Raw genomic sequence first — 16,477 nt, 5'->3', positions numbered from 1 at the left:
AACAGAGGGCTCAAAAGATCTATTAAGCTAACCAAACAGGACGCTCAAGCTGTAAACACTGCTGTTCTAACTGACGGATATGCTGATCCCAGTAGCCGCTATCTGCCATCCAGGGAAAGGCACGCGGAAACGCCGGGTCGTCCCAGCGCGAAACCAACCAGGCGCTATGCCGAATCAAGCGATAAGCCCTTAGCGGCTCAATGAGCGACATCTGCTCATGAGGAAACGCTAGTGACTCCTCATAGCCTTCACTAATCTCACTTAGCTGCGCCCGCCAGCTATCCGTCTCATCAGTGGGCAGCAACATCCATATATCCTGTATGGCGGGCGCCATCGCACAGTCATCAAAATCGACCAGGGAAAAATGCTCATCTCGGCCCAGTACGTTCCCTAAATGACAATCACCGTGGCAACGTATTAACGATGCTGGGTCCAACGCCTTGGGCGCCAACCGATGCTGCAGCTTTTGAATCACCGCGTCATACGCCCGACGCTGAAACTTGTCGAGCCATTGGCTGCCCACAACGCGCTGCCGTGCCTCTTCTATACCGCTTTCCAGCTCCAAGCGCGGGCGGTGTTGAAATACCTTGCGCTGCGATACGTTATGCAGCTGGCCTAACACTTCGCCCAGCGCAAAGAGGTGTTCAGGATTATCAAGCTCAGGCGCTTGGCCTGCACACTGGGGGAAAAGAGCAAAGCGAAACGCTGCGTAATGATGCAATGACTGCCCCGCGCTATTACGCCAGGGTGCGACAACCGACACCCCGGCCTCGCTTAATTCCTTTAAAAAATCATGCTCCTCTTGAATCGCAGCATCCGACCAGCGCTCGGGACGGTAAAACTTGATTACCCAGTGACGAGCATCATCATCACGAAACATCAATACACGGTTTTCATAACTGTTGAGCGCAAAAGGCTCGCCTGCGGGCCAAATATCAACCGATTCGGCCGCCGACATAACCGTGTCGGGCGAAAGCGCACTAAAAGGATGTGACATGGATCGCTCCTGCATAACGGGGCGCCTATCTTATCAACTATTGCATGGAAACGTTCTGACGAACGCCCCACTATCGATGCACTGAGCCTTTGCTTTTAGTACACCTTCTTCGGGGAACGCCTGGAGGAAAAGGGTACGAAGATAATAGCGCAAAGCTTTAACCCCTGTATGGCAGGGCTTAAAGCCATTAAACCGTACAGCCTGGAGAAATTTACATGACAAAAGCAGGCTAATCTGATTTATGTATTTCTATATTTTGTGCCCAGCTTAAGACACGTTTACGATCGCGCCTGCTATTCATACGATGTGTATCCACATCACAAGGGTTGAGCTGTCGAGCGGGCTCAGCCGAAATATCAAGATGAAAATGGCGTGCGGCGCCAACCGGCATGTCTTCTGAGCCATAGATGGCAATCACCCGAATTTCAAGCTGAGGTTTCTGTTGTTTAATGGTGTCTTCTTTTAAATCCCAGTGCTGAAGGAGCCGCTTCAGTATCCTGTCAAATGACTGAATATGAATGTAATCACCTGAATTAAGCGGGCCCTGGTGGGTACGGAAAGCGGCTTCATGCTCTTCATCGCCCTGCTGTTGGTATTCAACAATATCGAGTTCGTAATCTCTTTCCTGGGCATGTAGCACAGCCACCAGGTGCTGAATATAGATAGCCTCATTGCTCATATTACTTATTAAGCACAAGGCCTCCAGCCCAACGCCCTTGCCCCGGTTAATAATAATTCGCGGACGTCGCTGCCGAACATAGCCGTTATAAAGAAGCTGAGCATAGAAAACCCAAACAAACAGGGTAAGGACGCTGGCAATAGCAGAAATTGCCTGGGCGTGCTCATTGAGCCATCCCATGATTGAGATCCTTCTCAAAGCAATAATGAAATATCAAGCTAGCGCAACAGCGAGCAAAAGTCAGGTGGGCAGGAAGGAGGGTAGCGAAAAATAGACACAAAAAAATCGGCAAGCAGATGCTGGCCGATTGATATTTAAGCAATAAATATGAGATAACAAGTAATTGGTGCGGATGGGGAGACTCGAACTCCCACACCTTACGGCACTAGAACCTAAATCTAGCGTGTCTACCAATTCCACCACATCCGCAGAAGACGAGACGTATATTATATATATGCGGTGCAAAAGTCAACGCTATCATCCAACATAATTATTACAAAGCATTCCAGGAGCAGTATGCGTTTAAGGTCAACGTGGCAGCAAGCGGCCCATAAGGAACTTCAAAAGGCATTACCAGGCTACTGCGCCTTTTGTTTAATGCCAGCGGGTCGAGGTTTAGGCTGGTGCCAAGCTTGTTTTACTGAATTACCCTGGAACGTTTCAAGTTGCGAACAATGCGCCGAGCCCCTGGATCATCCAGCACAACGACGCTGTGGGCACTGCTTGCTTGATCCGCCTCTGGTCACTCACGCCCATGCTGCTTTGCTTTTTCAAGCATCGATTAAAGAGCTGCTGCACGATTTCAAATTCAAGGCATCTCCTCGTGCTGGGATGCTGCTGGTAGAGCTTATGCTGGCGAGCATACCCGACGACCCAGGCACTGCCTTGGTAGCAGTCCCCATGCATCGCAAACGAGCACGCGAGCGAGGGTTCAATCAAGCGCGATGGTTGGCGGAGCAACTGGCAAAGCGTACAGGCCTTGTCGTGCTGGAAGCTCAATGCAATAAGCTGGTCGCTTCCCAGCGTAGCTTAAACCGACACGAACGGGCGGCTAATTTGCACGGAGCCTTCTCAATCAAAGCACCACTTCCAGCACATATAACGCTGATTGATGATGTAATCACTACCGGTGCGACCATCAATGCATTAGCGAACGTTGCCCAACAAGCAGGTGCCACACGCATCGATAGCTGGGCAGTCGCCAGGACGCCGCTGGGCTAGAGGATGATGCAAAAAAGCCAAGTGATAGCTCAGGCGATACTAAAGCCGCAAGCCGCCATCGCACTCAATAATACGCGCGCTAAAATAGTCGTTATCAAATATAAACGCGACACTTTTGGCAATATCATCCGGCTCCCCCAAGTGCTTTAATGGCACGCTTGAAGAGATCCGCTCTAACATATCAGGGCGCATGGACGCCGTCATTTCGGTCGCTATAAACCCAGGTGCCACGGTGCCGGTGCGGATGCCATAGCGCGCAAGCTCTTTACCCCACGTGACGGTTAACGCATGAACGCCCGCCTTCGCGGCGGCATAGTTGCTTTGCCCCGCATTGCCAGCCCGGGAAATACTCGAAATATTGACAATCACCCCTTCATGTCCGGCTTTGATTATCTGTGTTGCCGCTTCACGGCCGCATAGAAATACACCGGTTAGATTAACATTGAGGACTTTCTGCCAACTCTCTAGCGACATGCGCTTTTCGACCTGGCCATCACGTGCTTTTACCAGCAAGGCATCTTCGGTAATACCCGCATTATTAACGCAACCACTGATGGCACCCATGCGTTTCGCAATATCATCAAACGCCGTGATGACTGACGACTCATCGGCAACATTGACGACAAACGCTTCGGCGTGAATGCCTTGTGACTTAAGGGTTGAGACCGCTTGGTCCAACGCTTCAGCACTCCTATCAAGCAGTGCAAGCGCGGCACCTTGCTGGCCCAAACGCTCTGCAATGGCATAGCCTAATCCCCGCGCCCCGCCCGTTACTGCAATGACTTTATCGGTTAACTGCATCCGTTACTCCTTTAATGTAAGCGTGCATTCAAAATTCGAGTTTATCCAGGAGCGCCCCCTTGTCAGTAAAGGGCTTTCCGGCAAAGACCTTCGGGCGCTTGTTTTTTGCATATTTGACACAATAATGAGCGATTACGCCTGTTACGGAGTCCACCATGCCTATTCTTGTTTTTATTTCCTTGTTTACCTTACTCGATTTTATTTTGCTATTTTCGATTGGTAGTCAAATAGGCTTATTAACCACCCTACTGCTCGTGCTGGCAACCGGTGTTATTGGCCTTCATCTTATTCGTAAAGAGGGTGTGGCCACCTTTTCCCGCGCCCGCCAGCGCATGCAAGCCGGCGAGCTACCGTCCAGCGAGCTCCTAACCGGCGCGGCACTTATATTCGGCGGCGCTTTACTGATGGCGCCCGGCTTTCTCTCCGACCTATTGGGCATCGCTTGCTTGCTCCCCACTGCCCGACAGCTTATGTACAACGCATTAATGTGGCTGGGTTTAAAAACCAGAGTGAATAGCGAGCAAGCAACATCTACCAAAACGCATCGTCGTGAAGGCACGACTTACCACGAAAATAGCCACTCCAATGCTAATACCTCACATAAAGAGACTCCCCTGGAAGGCGATTTCATTAGCCGTGATGAAACTACCCGGTGACGCTAGCCTGCATTAGCAAGAAAAAATCCAACAAAAGACACTTTTTTCACTGCCACCCCCTTGAAAGGGCTACTGAAGCCCCCACTTTTGAACCAGCATACAAATTCGGTGGCGATGGTGACATTGCCACCATTAACAACGAAGGTCGCGAACCTTCATTTCTCGATGGGACATCCTCGAGAATCTTGTTTTAGCTATCTGCCCTATACGGGCCTTGACGATACTCAGGAGAACGTGAGCATGAAAATCCGTCCTTTGCACGATCGCGTCGTTGTTCGTCGCGTGGAAGAAGAACAGAAAACTGCTGGTGGCATCGTTCTGCCAGGCAATGCACAAGAAAAGCCCACGCGTGGCGAAGTTCTTGCAGTAGGCAACGGTCGCATTCTCGATAACGGCGAAGTACGTCCGCTAGACGTTAAAGTTGGCGACAGCGTCATTTTCAAAGATGGTTTCGGCGTTGAGAAGCAAAAAATCGACGGTGAAGAAGTCTTGATCATGAGCGAAGCCGACATCCTGGCGGTCGTTGAAGGCTAATCATCGCCTCGACTACTTACTTTCACCTTTTACAATTCGATTCTAGGAAGTAACGAACATGGCAGCTAAACAAGTTAAGTTTTCTGATGACGCACGCAAACGTATGGCGCATGGCATTGACGTCCTGGCCAACGCGGTAAAAGTTACTCTAGGCCCGAAAGGCCGTAACGTTGTGCTCGACAAATCCTTTGGTGCGCCGACCGTCACCAAAGACGGTGTATCAGTTGCCAAAGAGATCGAACTGAAAGACAAGTTCGAGAACATGGGCGCACAAATGGTGAAAGAAGTTGCGTCTAAAACTTCTGACGCTGCGGGCGACGGTACTACGACAGCTACCGTACTGGCTCAAGCTATTGTTGCTGAAGGCCTGAAAGGCGTAACGGCTGGCATGAACCCGATGGACCTTAAGCGCGGCATCGACCAAGCGGTTACTGCAGCGGTTAAAGAAATCCAGGCAATGTCTGTGCCCTGCACCGACACCAAGTCTATCGCTCAGGTAGGTACTATCTCTGCCAACGGTGACAAGCGCATCGGCGAAATCATCGCTGAAGCGATGGAAAAAGTCGGTAAAGAAGGCGTTATCACTGTCGATGAAGGCCGTGGCTTCGAAGACGAGCTGGAAGTCGTAGAAGGTATGCAGTTTGACCGCGGCTACCTCTCGCCCTACTTCGTTACCAACCAGGACACCATGGCGGTTGAACTTGAAGATCCTTACATCCTGCTAGTGGATAAGAAGATCTCCAACATTCGCGAACTGCTCCCGGTACTGGAAGCCGTTGCCAAGCAAGGCAAACCGCTTGCCATCATCGCTGAAGATATCGAAGGCGAAGCGCTGGCAACGTTGGTTGTGAACAACATGCGCGGCATCGTTAAAGTAGCAGCGGCCAAGGCACCTGGCTTCGGCGACCGTCGTAAAGCCATGCTGCAGGATATCGCCATCCTGACTAACGGCACCGTTATCTCTGAAGAAGTTGGCCTGACACTTGAGCAAGCAACCCTGGATCACCTGGGTACCGCCAAGCGCATGACCATGTCCAAAGAGAACACCACCATCATCGATGGCGCTGGTGCAGAGAACGATATCGAAGCACGCGTTAACCAGATCCGCGCGCAAATCGAAGACACCACTTCTGATTACGACAAAGAGAAGCTGCAAGAGCGCGTTGCCAAACTGGCAGGCGGTGTTGCCGTTATCCGCGTTGGTGCTGCTACCGAAGTAGAGATGAAAGAGAAGAAAGCTCGCGTTGAAGACGCGCTGCACTCTACTCGCGCTGCCGTAGAAGAAGGTGTTGTGCCTGGCGGCGGTACTGCGCTGGTTCGCGTAATGGCCAAGGTACAAGGCTTGACTGGCGATAACGAAGATCAGAACCACGGTATCAACATGGCGCTGCGCGCTATGCAGTCTCCGCTGCGTCAGATCGTTACCAACGCCGGTGAAGAAGCCGCTGTTGTGATCAACCGCGTTAAAGACGGCGAAGGTAACTTCGGCTACAACGCTCAAACGGGTGAGTACGGCGACCTGTTCGAAATGGGTGTTCTTGACCCGGCAAAAGTAACCCGTACTGCGCTGCAGTCTGCTGGTTCCGTTGCTGGTCTGATGATCACCACCGAGTGCATGATCGCTGACGATCCGGAAGAGAAAGAAGCTGCACCGGATATGGGTGGCATGGGCGGAATGGGTGGCATGGGCGGCATGATGTAATGCACCCCTGAGCCTACCGCTCTGACGCCTAGCGTCACCAAGAACCCCGCCTTTGCGGGGTTCTTGCCGTTTAACGCCTGCGTAATGCCCACGCGTACCCGGCGTTAAAGCGTGCTACCATCAGCGCCTTTATTAGGCAGCTTTTAGGTCATCATTACCGTGCTTTCCAATATTCGCATTGTACTCGTGCAAACCTTTCACCCTGGCAACATAGGCGCCGCCGCTCGCGCCATGAAAACCATGGGACTAACCAACCTGGTACTGGTTAACCCACGAAGCTTCCCTGATGAAGAGGCCACCCGATTGGCAGCGGGCGCGACGGATGTGCTGGAAAACGCCCGCGTGGTTACCAGCCTTGAAGAAGCGGTGCAGGATTGCGTGCAAGTGATTGGCGCAAGCGCCAGATTACGCAGCCTGCCACTTCCCCACTTTGATGAGCCGGATGAAATGGCCGAACAGGTTATTTTAAACGCAGCCAATGCCCCCGTCGCACTCGTTTTTGGCCGTGAGCGTTCGGGCTTAACCAATGGCGAGATCCGCTGCTGCACGCATCAAGTCAGCATACCGGCCAACCCTGAATACGGTATTTTAAACCTTTCCCAAGCCGTACAGATCCTCGCCTACGAAACCCACCGCGCTTGGCGAAAACGCGCCGGTAACGACTTCACTTACCAGCGCCCTCTTGACGCTACCCCACCCAGCCGCGAGCAGTTTGTGCATTTCCAGGACCACTTGGGCCGCTTGATGCAGCAAAGTGGTTTTCTTACCCAGCCGCATGCGCGCACCGAAGAGCAGCTTCAGGCGCTCTTTGCACGCGCCCAGCCAAGCCGAAAAGAGCTTTCTTTGTTGCGCGGGTTATTAAGCGCCTTTGAAGCTCACTTCCCGAAGCAGCCATAAGCGCTAAAACCAACAAGGGCAGCCATTGGCTGCCCTTGTTGTGACTGCTACTACCGTTTTGAGTGCTGCCCTATAACACTATTAAAGCGTCATGGCCGCCAGCCAACCAAAGGCGATTAAGGGCAGGTTGTAATGCAGAAATGTCGGTACAACGCTATCCCAAATGTGGTCGTGTTGCCCGTCCACGTTTAGGCCTGAGGTTGGCCCTAACGTCGAGTCAGATGCTGGTGAACCGGCATCGCCCAATGCCGCCGCCGTACCCACCAGCGCCACCGTTGCCATGGGGGAAAAGCCAAACTGTATCGCCAAGGGTACAAAGATCGCGGCAATAATCGGAATCGTCGAGAATGATGATCCAATGCCCAGGGTAATAAAAAGTCCTACCAGCAACATCACTAACGCTGCGACACCTCGGTTATCACCAAAGATATCAAAAGCCCCCGTCACTAACGTATCGATCTCACCCGTGGATTTCATCACTTCGGCAAAACCTGACGCAGAGATCATGATAAAACCGATCAGCGCCATCATCCGCATGCCGCTGGTAAACAGGTCGTCAGCTTCACGCCACTTAAAAATGCCGCCTAAGGAGAGCAAACCAATCCCGACCAGGCCACCCAAAATCATCGACCCGCTATAAAGCTGCAAGCCAAGCGCTGCCACAATGGCAACACCAGACATTACCAATCCAAAGAGGTGAGGCTCAGCCGGTGTAGAATCCTGCTGATAAGGAGCCGCCGCCAACTCTTTATCCGCATATTCGCGATTACCGCGGTAGCTAAAGAACAGCGCCACTAATAAGCCAATGGCCATACCACCAACAGGAATAGCCATCGCCATCGGCACCATGCCACGCGTAATCTCCAAGCCAAATGGCGTACCGGCACTGTTTAAGTTAGCCAACAAAATATCGTTCAAGAAAATTGCGCCGAACCCAACGGGCAATAGCATGTAAGGCGCGGTTAGGCCGAACGTTAATGCACAGGCTACCGCTCGACGATCCAACTTCAGACGATTCATAAGGGTAAGCAGTGGAGGAATCAGCACCGGAATAAACGCGATATGTACCGGAATCACGTTTTGCGATGCAATAGCCACTAACAATATGGCAGTGAGGAGCAGCGTTTTCACACGAGCCTGACGCGCAGCCGTTGCCTCCTTGCCCAGCATGGCAATCAATCGGTTCGCCAGCATATCGGGCAAGCCAGAACGCGAGATGGCAACCGCAAACGCACCGAGCGTTGCATAGGCCAGCGCTACTTGCGCTCCCCCGCCAACGCCGTTGTTGAAGGCCTCTAACGTTTGGTCAAGCGTAAGCCCGCCCACCAGGCCACCCACTAGCGCACCTACAACCAATGCAAAAACAACTGAGACACGCACAAGAGACAGCACTACCATGACAAGCACGGCAAGAATAACTGCATTCATGAAGATTTCCAGACCGATGACAAGGTGATTAGGACGTGTACGAAAAACAAGCGAATGCCGGATGGCGCACTCAAGAGCCACCATTTCGTACACAGCCTAATATCGAAGGGTGCAAATTTTAGCAGATAGCGCGCTTACAAAAAGCATCCATCAGTTATTTCTCTGCTGTTGCTAATGTTTTGGCATATAGAGGCATCTCTGTACGTTTGCGAGCCCCGCTAATGGCGTCAATGGCCGTACTGCTTTTTGGCCAACTCATGGCGGACTCGGGTGCTCTGTTCGTAAACGAGCCGTTATCCCATCTTCCAATGACGCCACTGGCGCGGCACGATACCCTGCTTGGGCGAAAAGAGCAGCGCCAAAACAAAGAAAGCGAAAGCCACCAGCACGATTGAGCCACCCGATGCCACGTTAAATACTACCGAAAGCCAAAGCCCGATAACCGCAGACAATATGCCAATAGATACTGAAATCAACAGCATTATCGTGAAGCGGTCTGTCAGCAGATGTGCTGTCGCACCTGGCGTGATTAACATGGCAACAACCAATATGATGCCGACAGTCTCAAGGCTTGCAACAATCGTCAGCGTCAGCAAAAGAATGAGGCCATAGTGAATAATCTGCGTATTAAAGCCCAATGCTTGTGCCTGCTGAGGGTCGAAGGCATAGAGCAACAAGGGCCGATAAGCGAGCCATACCGTTAAAATGGCAATGATGCTGGCAACAAAGGTCAGCATTAATGCTGAGTGTTTAACACCCAGTACATTGCCAAACAGAATGTGCATCAGATGGGTACTGGAAGCCAATTTACTGATAATGACCACACCAAGGGCGAAGGAGGCGGTAAACATCAGCCCCATCGCGGCATCTGCTTTAATTCGTGTGTTCCTTTCAATCGCCCCGATGCCTACCGAGGTCAGCGCCCCGGTAATAAACGCCCCTACAAAGAAGGGCCAGCCAAGCAAATACGCAATGGCTACCCCCGGCAGCACAGCGTGAGAGATCGCATCCCCCAGCAGCGACCAGCGCTTTAGCACGACATAACAGGAAAGCATCCCACAAATAGCGCCTACCAGCACCGAGGTCAGTAGCGCTCGTTGCATAAATGCATACTGAAAGGCGTCAGAAACGCTGTCAGGTAGCAGGTTAACTACCACCATTAACGCTGCGATTAAGCCGTTTACCAGTGCATCGCTAAACGTTTCAATCATTAATATGCTGTCAACCACGTAACTTACCCCTGCCCAGAACTATTGGAAGCCACTGGCATCGTTTGGCGATCATTGGCCGTTTGCTCAATTGAACTCACTGCAAGTTCGGCCAGTTTTGTTTCGCTTAGCATCTCTTCAGGCGTACCGGTACCCCGCACAAAGCGATTAATCAGCACGACGTGGTCCACATAGCGGCGAGCACCGAGCATATCATGTGTGACCATAATCACGGTTTTACCCGCTTCACGCTCGCGACGAAGTACCGACAAGATGAGCTTCTCGCTGGGCGGGTCAACGCCAGCCAGTGGCTCATCCAACAACAAAATGCTGGCCTGCTGCGCTAGCGCGCGTGCTAGCAACACACGTTTTTTCTGACCACCGGAAAGCGCGCCAATAGGTCGGTCAGCCAGGTCGAGCATATTGACTGCCACCAAAGCATCATGCACCGCTTCGCTATGTCGAGCGTGATGCCAGCGCGCTGGCAATAAGCGGCGCCATAACGCATCGCTGCGCATGTGTCCGTAGCGCCCACCCATAACGGTGTCCCATACCGAGACAGGAAAATCCCACTCAATCGCCTCACGCTGAGCCATATACGCGATACGCCCCGCCCGACGATGCTTTGCTATGGGCTCGTCAAAGGCTTTTACGCTGCCTTGCAGCGGCTTCATGCTGCCGGTCAACACATGAAAAAGTGTCGATTTACCCGCACCGTTAGGCCCGACAATGGCCGTCCATTTCCCAGCGGGAAATGTGAGGTGTATATCTTCCAGCACGGTTTGGCGCTGATAAGCAGCGTACAGCCCGGTTATTTCAATGGCGGCCATCGTGCTCGGTAAACTGGTTGTCATGGTGTACTACTCAACGGCTAAATACTGGCGCAGCATATCGGCGTTATGCCTCAACATGGCAAAATAGTCTCCCGCCTCGCCCTCTGGCTCGCTTAACGAATCCACGTATAAAGGGCCCGCGGTGGGAATCCCCGTATCTCTGGAAAGGCTACTAACGTAACGATCCGACGTTGTGCTTTCCCAAAAAAGCGCTGCAGGCTGGCGTGCGTTAATCAAGTCAATGATGCGCATTAACTGCTGCGGCGAGCCTTCCGTTTCGGCGTTATTCCCCCAGATACCGTCATGTTCAAAGCCATAAGTATCAGAGAAATACAAAAATGCTGCTTCGCTTGAGAGCAAAACACGACGCTCTTCCGGAATATCGCTTAGCGTCTGTTGAAGCTCCAAGTGAAGGTCTTGAAGTTCTGTCACGACGTTATCGGCACGCGCCTGAATATCCTCTGCCTGCTCTGGCAGAAGATCTTCCAACTCATTCGCTATCACGTGAACATAGGCCATTGCCGCACGCGGGTCTGTCCACAAATGTGGGTCGACATCGCCCTGCATATCGCCAATCATAATATGTTGGGTTGGGTGTTCAGACGCTTCGGCAACGGCGACCAAGGGCACATCGCCTTGGGTAGTCGCTTCCACCTGGCGCATCCACTGCTCCAGTTGATAGCCGTTATAAAAAACAATATCGGCTTCTTCCAGAGCGGCAAAATTATTGGGTGTTAATTCCCACTCGTGCACCTCTGCATTAACAGGGCTCAGCACTGATACGTTGGCGTCGTCTCCTGCCACGCGGGCCACCAAATCGCCCAATACCGTAAACGTCGCCACAACATTAATCGGCGGCGATAGCGTCTGGGCACTGGCCGTCGTAACGCTGCCCGCCGTCGCAAGCAACAAACTTATCATCAAGCATGTTTTTCGTTGGCTCATGGACGTCCCCCGTTGTAAATTTGGTTTGCGCTAATTACAACTTTAGCTCAACAAAAAAGCATTGTGCAAATAGTTTAGCCTTGGCTAACAATTATTCTACAATATGCGCTACCATGATCCATTAGAGTTTTCCATTCACCTCGATATAGTCTGCCAATGAGTGATAACGATCAGCCGCTTCCCCATAACGCCAAATGTATGAGTAAAAGTTACTGCAATGACGCATTGCCGCCCATTGAAGAGCACACACGGCAATATGAAACCGTGCGCAATGCGCATGAAACCGAGCTAATCGAAGATTACGTTGAGCTGATCGGCGACCTGATTCGCCATCGGGGAGAAGCGCGCGCCGCCGACATCGCCAGCCGCATGGGGGTGAGTCAAGCGACCGTATCCAAGATGATCCGCCGCTTAAATGAGCTGGGACTGGTCACCAGTAAGCCTTACCGCTCCCTGTTTCTAACAGCGGAAGGCCAAAAAATGGCAGAAACATCCCGGGCACGGCACGATATAGTGCTACATTTTTTACGCGCGCTGGGCGTTAATGATCATACCGCACGCATTGATGCTGAAGGCATGGAGCATCATGTCAGCAATGAAACTCTGGCGATTATGCAGCACTTTATTGACGAACAAACAACGCGTTAATCACGACCGATAGCCAGCCCGGTGATTAACATCCCTCGCTACTCACTATCCTGAGAACGGCTATTTAAGTAACACGGTGAGGACGCTAACTCTTGGTCTGCTCGGTCTTCTATATCCAGCGCGTCCAGCACCGCTTCACGCAGAGTGGGCAAATGTGAATGGTCCAGTTGACGTGAAGCCGTTAATAACGTCAGCTTACCTTGCCTGGCATAACGCATCAGCGGTAGTAATGCCTCATCAGACTCCTTTAACTCCAAACGGTAGCGGGTCTGAAAGGAAGCCTCACTAATCTTGTCCTGGTGGTAGTCACGCCTTAAAGATGATGAAGGCGCGGCATCGCGATACCATTCCGTTAGCGCCAGCGAAGCACGCTCTTTTCCACGTGGCCATAAACGGTCAACCAGGACGCGTGCTCCCTCGTCGTCTTCAAACGCTGAATAGACGCGCTTAAGCACTATTTCGTAGTTCATATGACCTCCCTGATCCGTTTTTTAACAACACCCCATTCACCCCACCCATGCTATACAGGCTACCAGGCAATTACTCTGCCCCATGTTAACGACATTAACGATGAGCAAAAATGATTAATAGCGCTCATTTTCTATAATCAACACCTTCCTTTTATTATCACGGCCCCTAGCCGAATATTCCCCATCCTTTTTAAACCCCGTACAATGCGGTGTTTAGTCCACACTTGGCAAACCATGCACCTAACCCGCTTCACGGATTACTCTATTCGCGTTTTGATTTACTTGGCAGCCAAGGGAGAAGAGCGCGCAACAATCACGGAAATTGCCGAGACATTCTCGATCTCACGCAATCACTTGATGAAAATTGTCCAGGAACTACATCAAAAAGAGTACCTCAAAGCCATCCGCGGCAAGCATGGCGGGCTTTGGCTAAACCGCGCGCCCGAACACATTCGATTAGGGGCATTGGTGAGAGATACCGAGCAGGAAATGGCGCTCGTCGAGTGCTTTCGAGACGATAGCGCCTGCGTCATTACCCCCGCATGCCGCTTAAAGCCTATCCTTAACGATGCACTAGACGCCTTTTTGGGCGTTCTGGATCAATATACACTGGCCGATTTGCTGCTGGGCCAACACACCAGCCTAGCGTCACTGATGAAAATACCTGCCAAAGAACTTTAATTTTTTTTAAAGTCTCCTTCCAAATAAATAAAATTCAATACGATAAATCGCGTAACCTGGCTATTTCATCTCACGTGGAGCATGCTTGAGACTGGCATTACCAAACCACATAGTGCGCAGAAAATGTTGCATCAGGCTTCATTATTTCTGCAAACCTCGGAGCCAAACATGACCACAGCGCCCTTCTCGCCCAATCACATCATGATCCGCAAATTAGAAAATATTTTTGCGCTTACCAGTGAAGAGAAGCAGGCACTGATGGGGCTACCGATCCACACAAAAGAAATCAAGAGCAATCAAGACATTGTTAAAGTGGGCGATCAGCCAAACCAGTGCTGCTTGATGGTTGAGGGCTTTACCTGCGTCAATAAAGTATCCATTGAAGGCAAACGCCAGATCATGGCCCTGCATGTTCCTGGCGACATACCCGACCTGCAAAGCCTTCACTTGAGAGTAATAGATATTAATATTGCCTCTATCAGCCCCTGCAAGCTCGGCTTCATTCAGCATAAAGATCTGCACCAACTCTGTGAGCGCTATCCCAGGCTTGTTGCTGCCTTTTGGCGCGAGACACTTGTCTACGCCTCTATTTTCCGTGAATGGCTGTTAAATATTGGACAACGCGAGGCTTACTCCCGCATCGCGCATATTATCTGCGAACTCATGGTGCGCCTAAAGACAGTAGGCTTGACTGAGGGGAACACGTTCTATATGCCAACGACCCAAGCAGAAATAGCAGATGCGACAGGGATGACGCCCGTCCACGTAAACCGCGTTTTTCAGGCACTACGCGCAGATGGCTTGATCATCACCGAAAGAAGCCGGATGACCATACCGGACTGGGACAAGCTGCAGCAAGCTGGCGAGTTCGACCCACTCTACCTTCACCTTAAAAACGATAGAAACACATAGCGCTCAGCCTCCAACCGGCAGGTAGGCCGTATGATTATCACACAGCAGTAGCATTAATATAGGGCACAGTAGAACCAGGTTGATGGCGCCTCAAACGTTAATACCCACCGCAAGACCGAGTGTTAATCCACATGCTTAATGAATGGCGGTAACAGGCACTATCCACTAAATCGTCGTTTATACCTAAGGCCAATGTGAGTTTGGGCTTAGGGGGCAAATAAATCATTGGTTTACTACTTCCTGGCACGTCATTGTAAGGGATTGAAGTCGCGCCTATTGGCAGCTTCGAATATCAACAATACTCGCCAGGGAGATTTCTATATGGCTAGACCTAATGTACTGGTGTTAATGGCCGACCAACTCAACGGTACACTGTTCAAGGATGGCCCCGCCGATTTCTTGCATGCGCCTAACCTCAAGAAACTGGCCAAACGCTCGGTCAATTTCAACAATGCCTATACACCTAGCTATCTTTGCGCACCGGGGCGGGCCGCCTTCATGTCGAGCCAGTTGCCGAGCCGCACCGGGGTATATGACAACGCAGCGGAATTTCCTTCAAGCGTGCCGACATGGGCGCATCACTTGCGTCGCGCAGGTTATTCCACCTGCTTGTCGGGAAAGATGCACTTCGTCGGCCCAGATCAGCTCCACGGTTTCGAGAAACGCTTAACCACCGATGTCTACCCGGCTGATTTCGGCTGGACACCTGACTACACCAAGCCCGGGGAACGTATCGACTGGTGGTACCACAACCTGGGGTCGGTGACAGGCGCTGGCGTTGCTGAAATTTCCAATCAGATGGAATACGACGACGAAGTCGCGTTTCACGCCGAGCAGCGGCTATATGACCTGTCGCGCGGTCACGACGAGCGGCCTTGGGCGCTGTGCGTCAGTTTCACTCACCCGCACGACCCCTATGTAGCACGTCGCCAATACTGGGATTTATATAACGACTGCGAGTATCTTGAGCCCCAGCAAGGGCCCATACCCTTCGATGAGTTGGATCCGCACTCCCAGCGGATCTTCGAAGCCAACGATTACACCAAGTTCAACATCCAGCCCCAAGACGTGCGCAATGCTCGCCAGGGCTATTTCGCCAACATCTCCTATGTCGACGATAAGATCGGCGGCATTCTAGACGTGCTCGAACGCACCCGCATGCTCGACAACACGATTATCGTGGTCTGTGCCGACCACGGCGATATGCTTGGCGAAAAGGGCCTGTGGTTCAAGATGAGCTCCTATGAAGGCTCGTCGCGGGTACCGCTGATGCTGTCTGCACCGGGGATCGAACCGCGCAATGTTGAGGATCCCGTATCGATCATCGATATCAATACCACCATTGCCGACCTGGTCGGCATCGACCTTTCCTCAATCGCGCCCTATACCGATGGCCAGTCGCTGCTCCCCTTGACCAGAGGCGAGAAGCGCGACGCGCCGGTGTACATGGAATACGCCGCCGAGGCCAGCTATTCTCCAATTGTGACCATCCGCGAGGGCAAGTGGAAATTCAACTATTGCGAGATTGACCCACCGCAGCTATTCGACCTGGAGGCCGACCCGCTGGAGCAGCACAACCTGGCGGTGCATCCCGACTACGCCGAGGTGGTAGCCGACTATCAGGCCAAGGTACACAAGCAGTGGGACATGAAAGCCTTCGATGCCGACGTGCGCGCCTCCCAGGCACAGCGCCTGATCGTCTACGAAGCCCTGCGTAATGGCCACTACTATCCGTGGGACTATCAGCCGCTGCAGGACGCTTGCGAGCGTTACATGCGTAACCATATGGATCTGAACGAAGTCGAAGAAGCCCAACGCTATCCCCGCGGCGAGTAAGCTCATGGCGATTCACCTCATCTGAGCTG

Annotated in this window: 17 protein-coding genes and 1 tRNA gene; 9 read left to right on the top strand and 9 right to left on the bottom strand. The window is 52.0% G+C overall.

The annotated features are described in order from the left end of the window. Nucleotides 1-22: 22 nt before the first annotated feature. The 3 genes from FKN99_RS03070 to FKN99_RS03060 form a co-directional block, all read right to left on the bottom strand. Nucleotides 23-997, bottom strand: coding sequence for a serine/threonine protein kinase (locus FKN99_RS03070; protein ID WP_172116512.1), 975 nt, complete (start codon nucleotides 995-997; stop codon nucleotides 23-25). Between the two features lie 229 nt (nucleotides 998-1,226). Next, on the bottom strand, nucleotides 1,227-1,856 hold the full coding sequence (locus tag FKN99_RS03065; protein ID WP_172116511.1) for a hypothetical protein: 630 nt from the start codon (nucleotides 1,854-1,856) through the stop codon (nucleotides 1,227-1,229). 164 nt (nucleotides 1,857-2,020) lie between these two features. Beyond that, nucleotides 2,021-2,105 (bottom strand) — tRNA-Leu (locus tag FKN99_RS03060). Between the two features lie 87 nt (nucleotides 2,106-2,192). Between FKN99_RS03060 and FKN99_RS03055 the strand changes: the two genes are divergently transcribed. Further along, nucleotides 2,193-2,897 (top strand): ComF family protein, encoded by a 705-nt coding sequence (locus FKN99_RS03055; RefSeq protein WP_264757769.1) that lies wholly within the window; start codon nucleotides 2,193-2,195, stop codon nucleotides 2,895-2,897. Between the two features lie 39 nt (nucleotides 2,898-2,936). Here the strand turns inward: FKN99_RS03055 and FKN99_RS03050 are convergent, their stop codons facing one another. Then, nucleotides 2,937-3,698, bottom strand: a complete 762-nt coding sequence (locus tag FKN99_RS03050; protein ID WP_172116509.1) for an SDR family oxidoreductase — start codon at nucleotides 3,696-3,698, stop codon at nucleotides 2,937-2,939. Between the two features lie 155 nt (nucleotides 3,699-3,853). Here FKN99_RS03050 and FKN99_RS03045 point away from each other — a divergent pair, with 155 nt between their 5' ends. From FKN99_RS03045 to FKN99_RS03030, 4 genes are all read left to right on the top strand, one after another. Continuing rightward, nucleotides 3,854-4,354, top strand: a complete 501-nt coding sequence (locus tag FKN99_RS03045; protein ID WP_172116508.1) for an FxsA family protein — start codon at nucleotides 3,854-3,856, stop codon at nucleotides 4,352-4,354. A 240-nt stretch (nucleotides 4,355-4,594) separates the two neighbouring features. Further along, a complete protein-coding gene (locus tag FKN99_RS03040; protein ID WP_018916005.1) occupies nucleotides 4,595-4,888 on the top strand; it encodes a co-chaperone GroES in 294 nt (97 codons plus the stop codon). Between the two features lie 58 nt (nucleotides 4,889-4,946). Then, nucleotides 4,947-6,590 carry a chaperonin GroEL gene (groL, locus tag FKN99_RS03035; protein WP_172116507.1) on the top strand — a complete coding sequence of 548 codons (1,644 nt, stop codon included), beginning with the start codon at nucleotides 4,947-4,949 and terminating at the stop codon, nucleotides 6,588-6,590. 159 nt (nucleotides 6,591-6,749) lie between these two features. Next, complete coding sequence (locus FKN99_RS03030) at nucleotides 6,750-7,487, top strand: RNA methyltransferase (RefSeq protein ID WP_172116506.1); 738 nt, start codon at nucleotides 6,750-6,752, stop codon at nucleotides 7,485-7,487. A gap of 81 nt (nucleotides 7,488-7,568) precedes the next feature. Here the strand turns inward: FKN99_RS03030 and FKN99_RS03025 are convergent, their stop codons facing one another. From FKN99_RS03025 to FKN99_RS03010, 4 genes are all read right to left on the bottom strand, one after another. Continuing rightward, nucleotides 7,569-8,915: a Na+/H+ antiporter family protein gene (locus tag FKN99_RS03025; protein WP_172116505.1), complete on the bottom strand. Its 1,347-nt coding sequence runs from the start codon at nucleotides 8,913-8,915 to the stop codon at nucleotides 7,569-7,571. Nucleotides 8,916-9,208: 293 nt separating this feature from the next. Next, nucleotides 9,209-10,126: a metal ABC transporter permease gene (locus FKN99_RS03020; protein WP_172116766.1), complete on the bottom strand. Its 918-nt coding sequence runs from the start codon at nucleotides 10,124-10,126 to the stop codon at nucleotides 9,209-9,211. A gap of 23 nt (nucleotides 10,127-10,149) precedes the next feature. Further along, entirely contained in the window at nucleotides 10,150-10,977 is an 828-nt protein-coding gene (locus FKN99_RS03015) for a metal ABC transporter ATP-binding protein (RefSeq protein ID WP_172116504.1), read from the bottom strand. A 6-nt stretch (nucleotides 10,978-10,983) separates the two neighbouring features. Further along, nucleotides 10,984-11,901 carry a metal ABC transporter substrate-binding protein gene (locus tag FKN99_RS03010; protein WP_172116503.1) on the bottom strand — a complete coding sequence of 306 codons (918 nt, stop codon included), beginning with the start codon at nucleotides 11,899-11,901 and terminating at the stop codon, nucleotides 10,984-10,986. 198 nt (nucleotides 11,902-12,099) lie between these two features. On the opposite strand from FKN99_RS03010, the gene mntR reads away from it, so the two are divergent. Beyond that, a complete protein-coding gene (mntR, locus tag FKN99_RS03005) occupies nucleotides 12,100-12,549 on the top strand; it encodes a manganese-binding transcriptional regulator MntR (RefSeq protein ID WP_226911993.1) in 450 nt (149 codons plus the stop codon). 38 nt (nucleotides 12,550-12,587) lie between these two features. On the opposite strand, the gene FKN99_RS03000 is transcribed toward mntR, so the two are convergent. Beyond that, nucleotides 12,588-13,019: a DUF488 domain-containing protein gene (locus FKN99_RS03000; protein ID WP_172116501.1), complete on the bottom strand. Its 432-nt coding sequence runs from the start codon at nucleotides 13,017-13,019 to the stop codon at nucleotides 12,588-12,590. 234 nt (nucleotides 13,020-13,253) lie between these two features. Here FKN99_RS03000 and FKN99_RS02995 point away from each other — a divergent pair, with 234 nt between their 5' ends. From FKN99_RS02995 to betC, 3 genes are all read left to right on the top strand, one after another. Continuing rightward, a complete protein-coding gene (locus FKN99_RS02995) occupies nucleotides 13,254-13,700 on the top strand; it encodes an Rrf2 family transcriptional regulator (protein WP_172116500.1) in 447 nt (148 codons plus the stop codon). 168 nt (nucleotides 13,701-13,868) lie between these two features. Next, nucleotides 13,869-14,612 (top strand): Crp/Fnr family transcriptional regulator, encoded by a 744-nt coding sequence (locus FKN99_RS02990; protein WP_172116499.1) that lies wholly within the window; start codon nucleotides 13,869-13,871, stop codon nucleotides 14,610-14,612. Nucleotides 14,613-14,933: 321 nt separating this feature from the next. Continuing rightward, nucleotides 14,934-16,448: a choline-sulfatase gene (gene betC / locus FKN99_RS02985; protein WP_172116498.1), complete on the top strand. Its 1,515-nt coding sequence runs from the start codon at nucleotides 14,934-14,936 to the stop codon at nucleotides 16,446-16,448. The last annotated feature ends 29 nt before the right edge of the window (nucleotides 16,449-16,477 follow it).

It is taken from the genome of Halomonas hibernica (assembly GCF_013183775.1).
Taxonomy (GTDB): domain Bacteria; phylum Pseudomonadota; class Gammaproteobacteria; order Pseudomonadales; family Halomonadaceae; genus Vreelandella; species Vreelandella citrativorans.
Note: the sequence above shows the minus strand (reverse complement) of the source record. Positions and strands in the feature narration are given on the sequence as shown.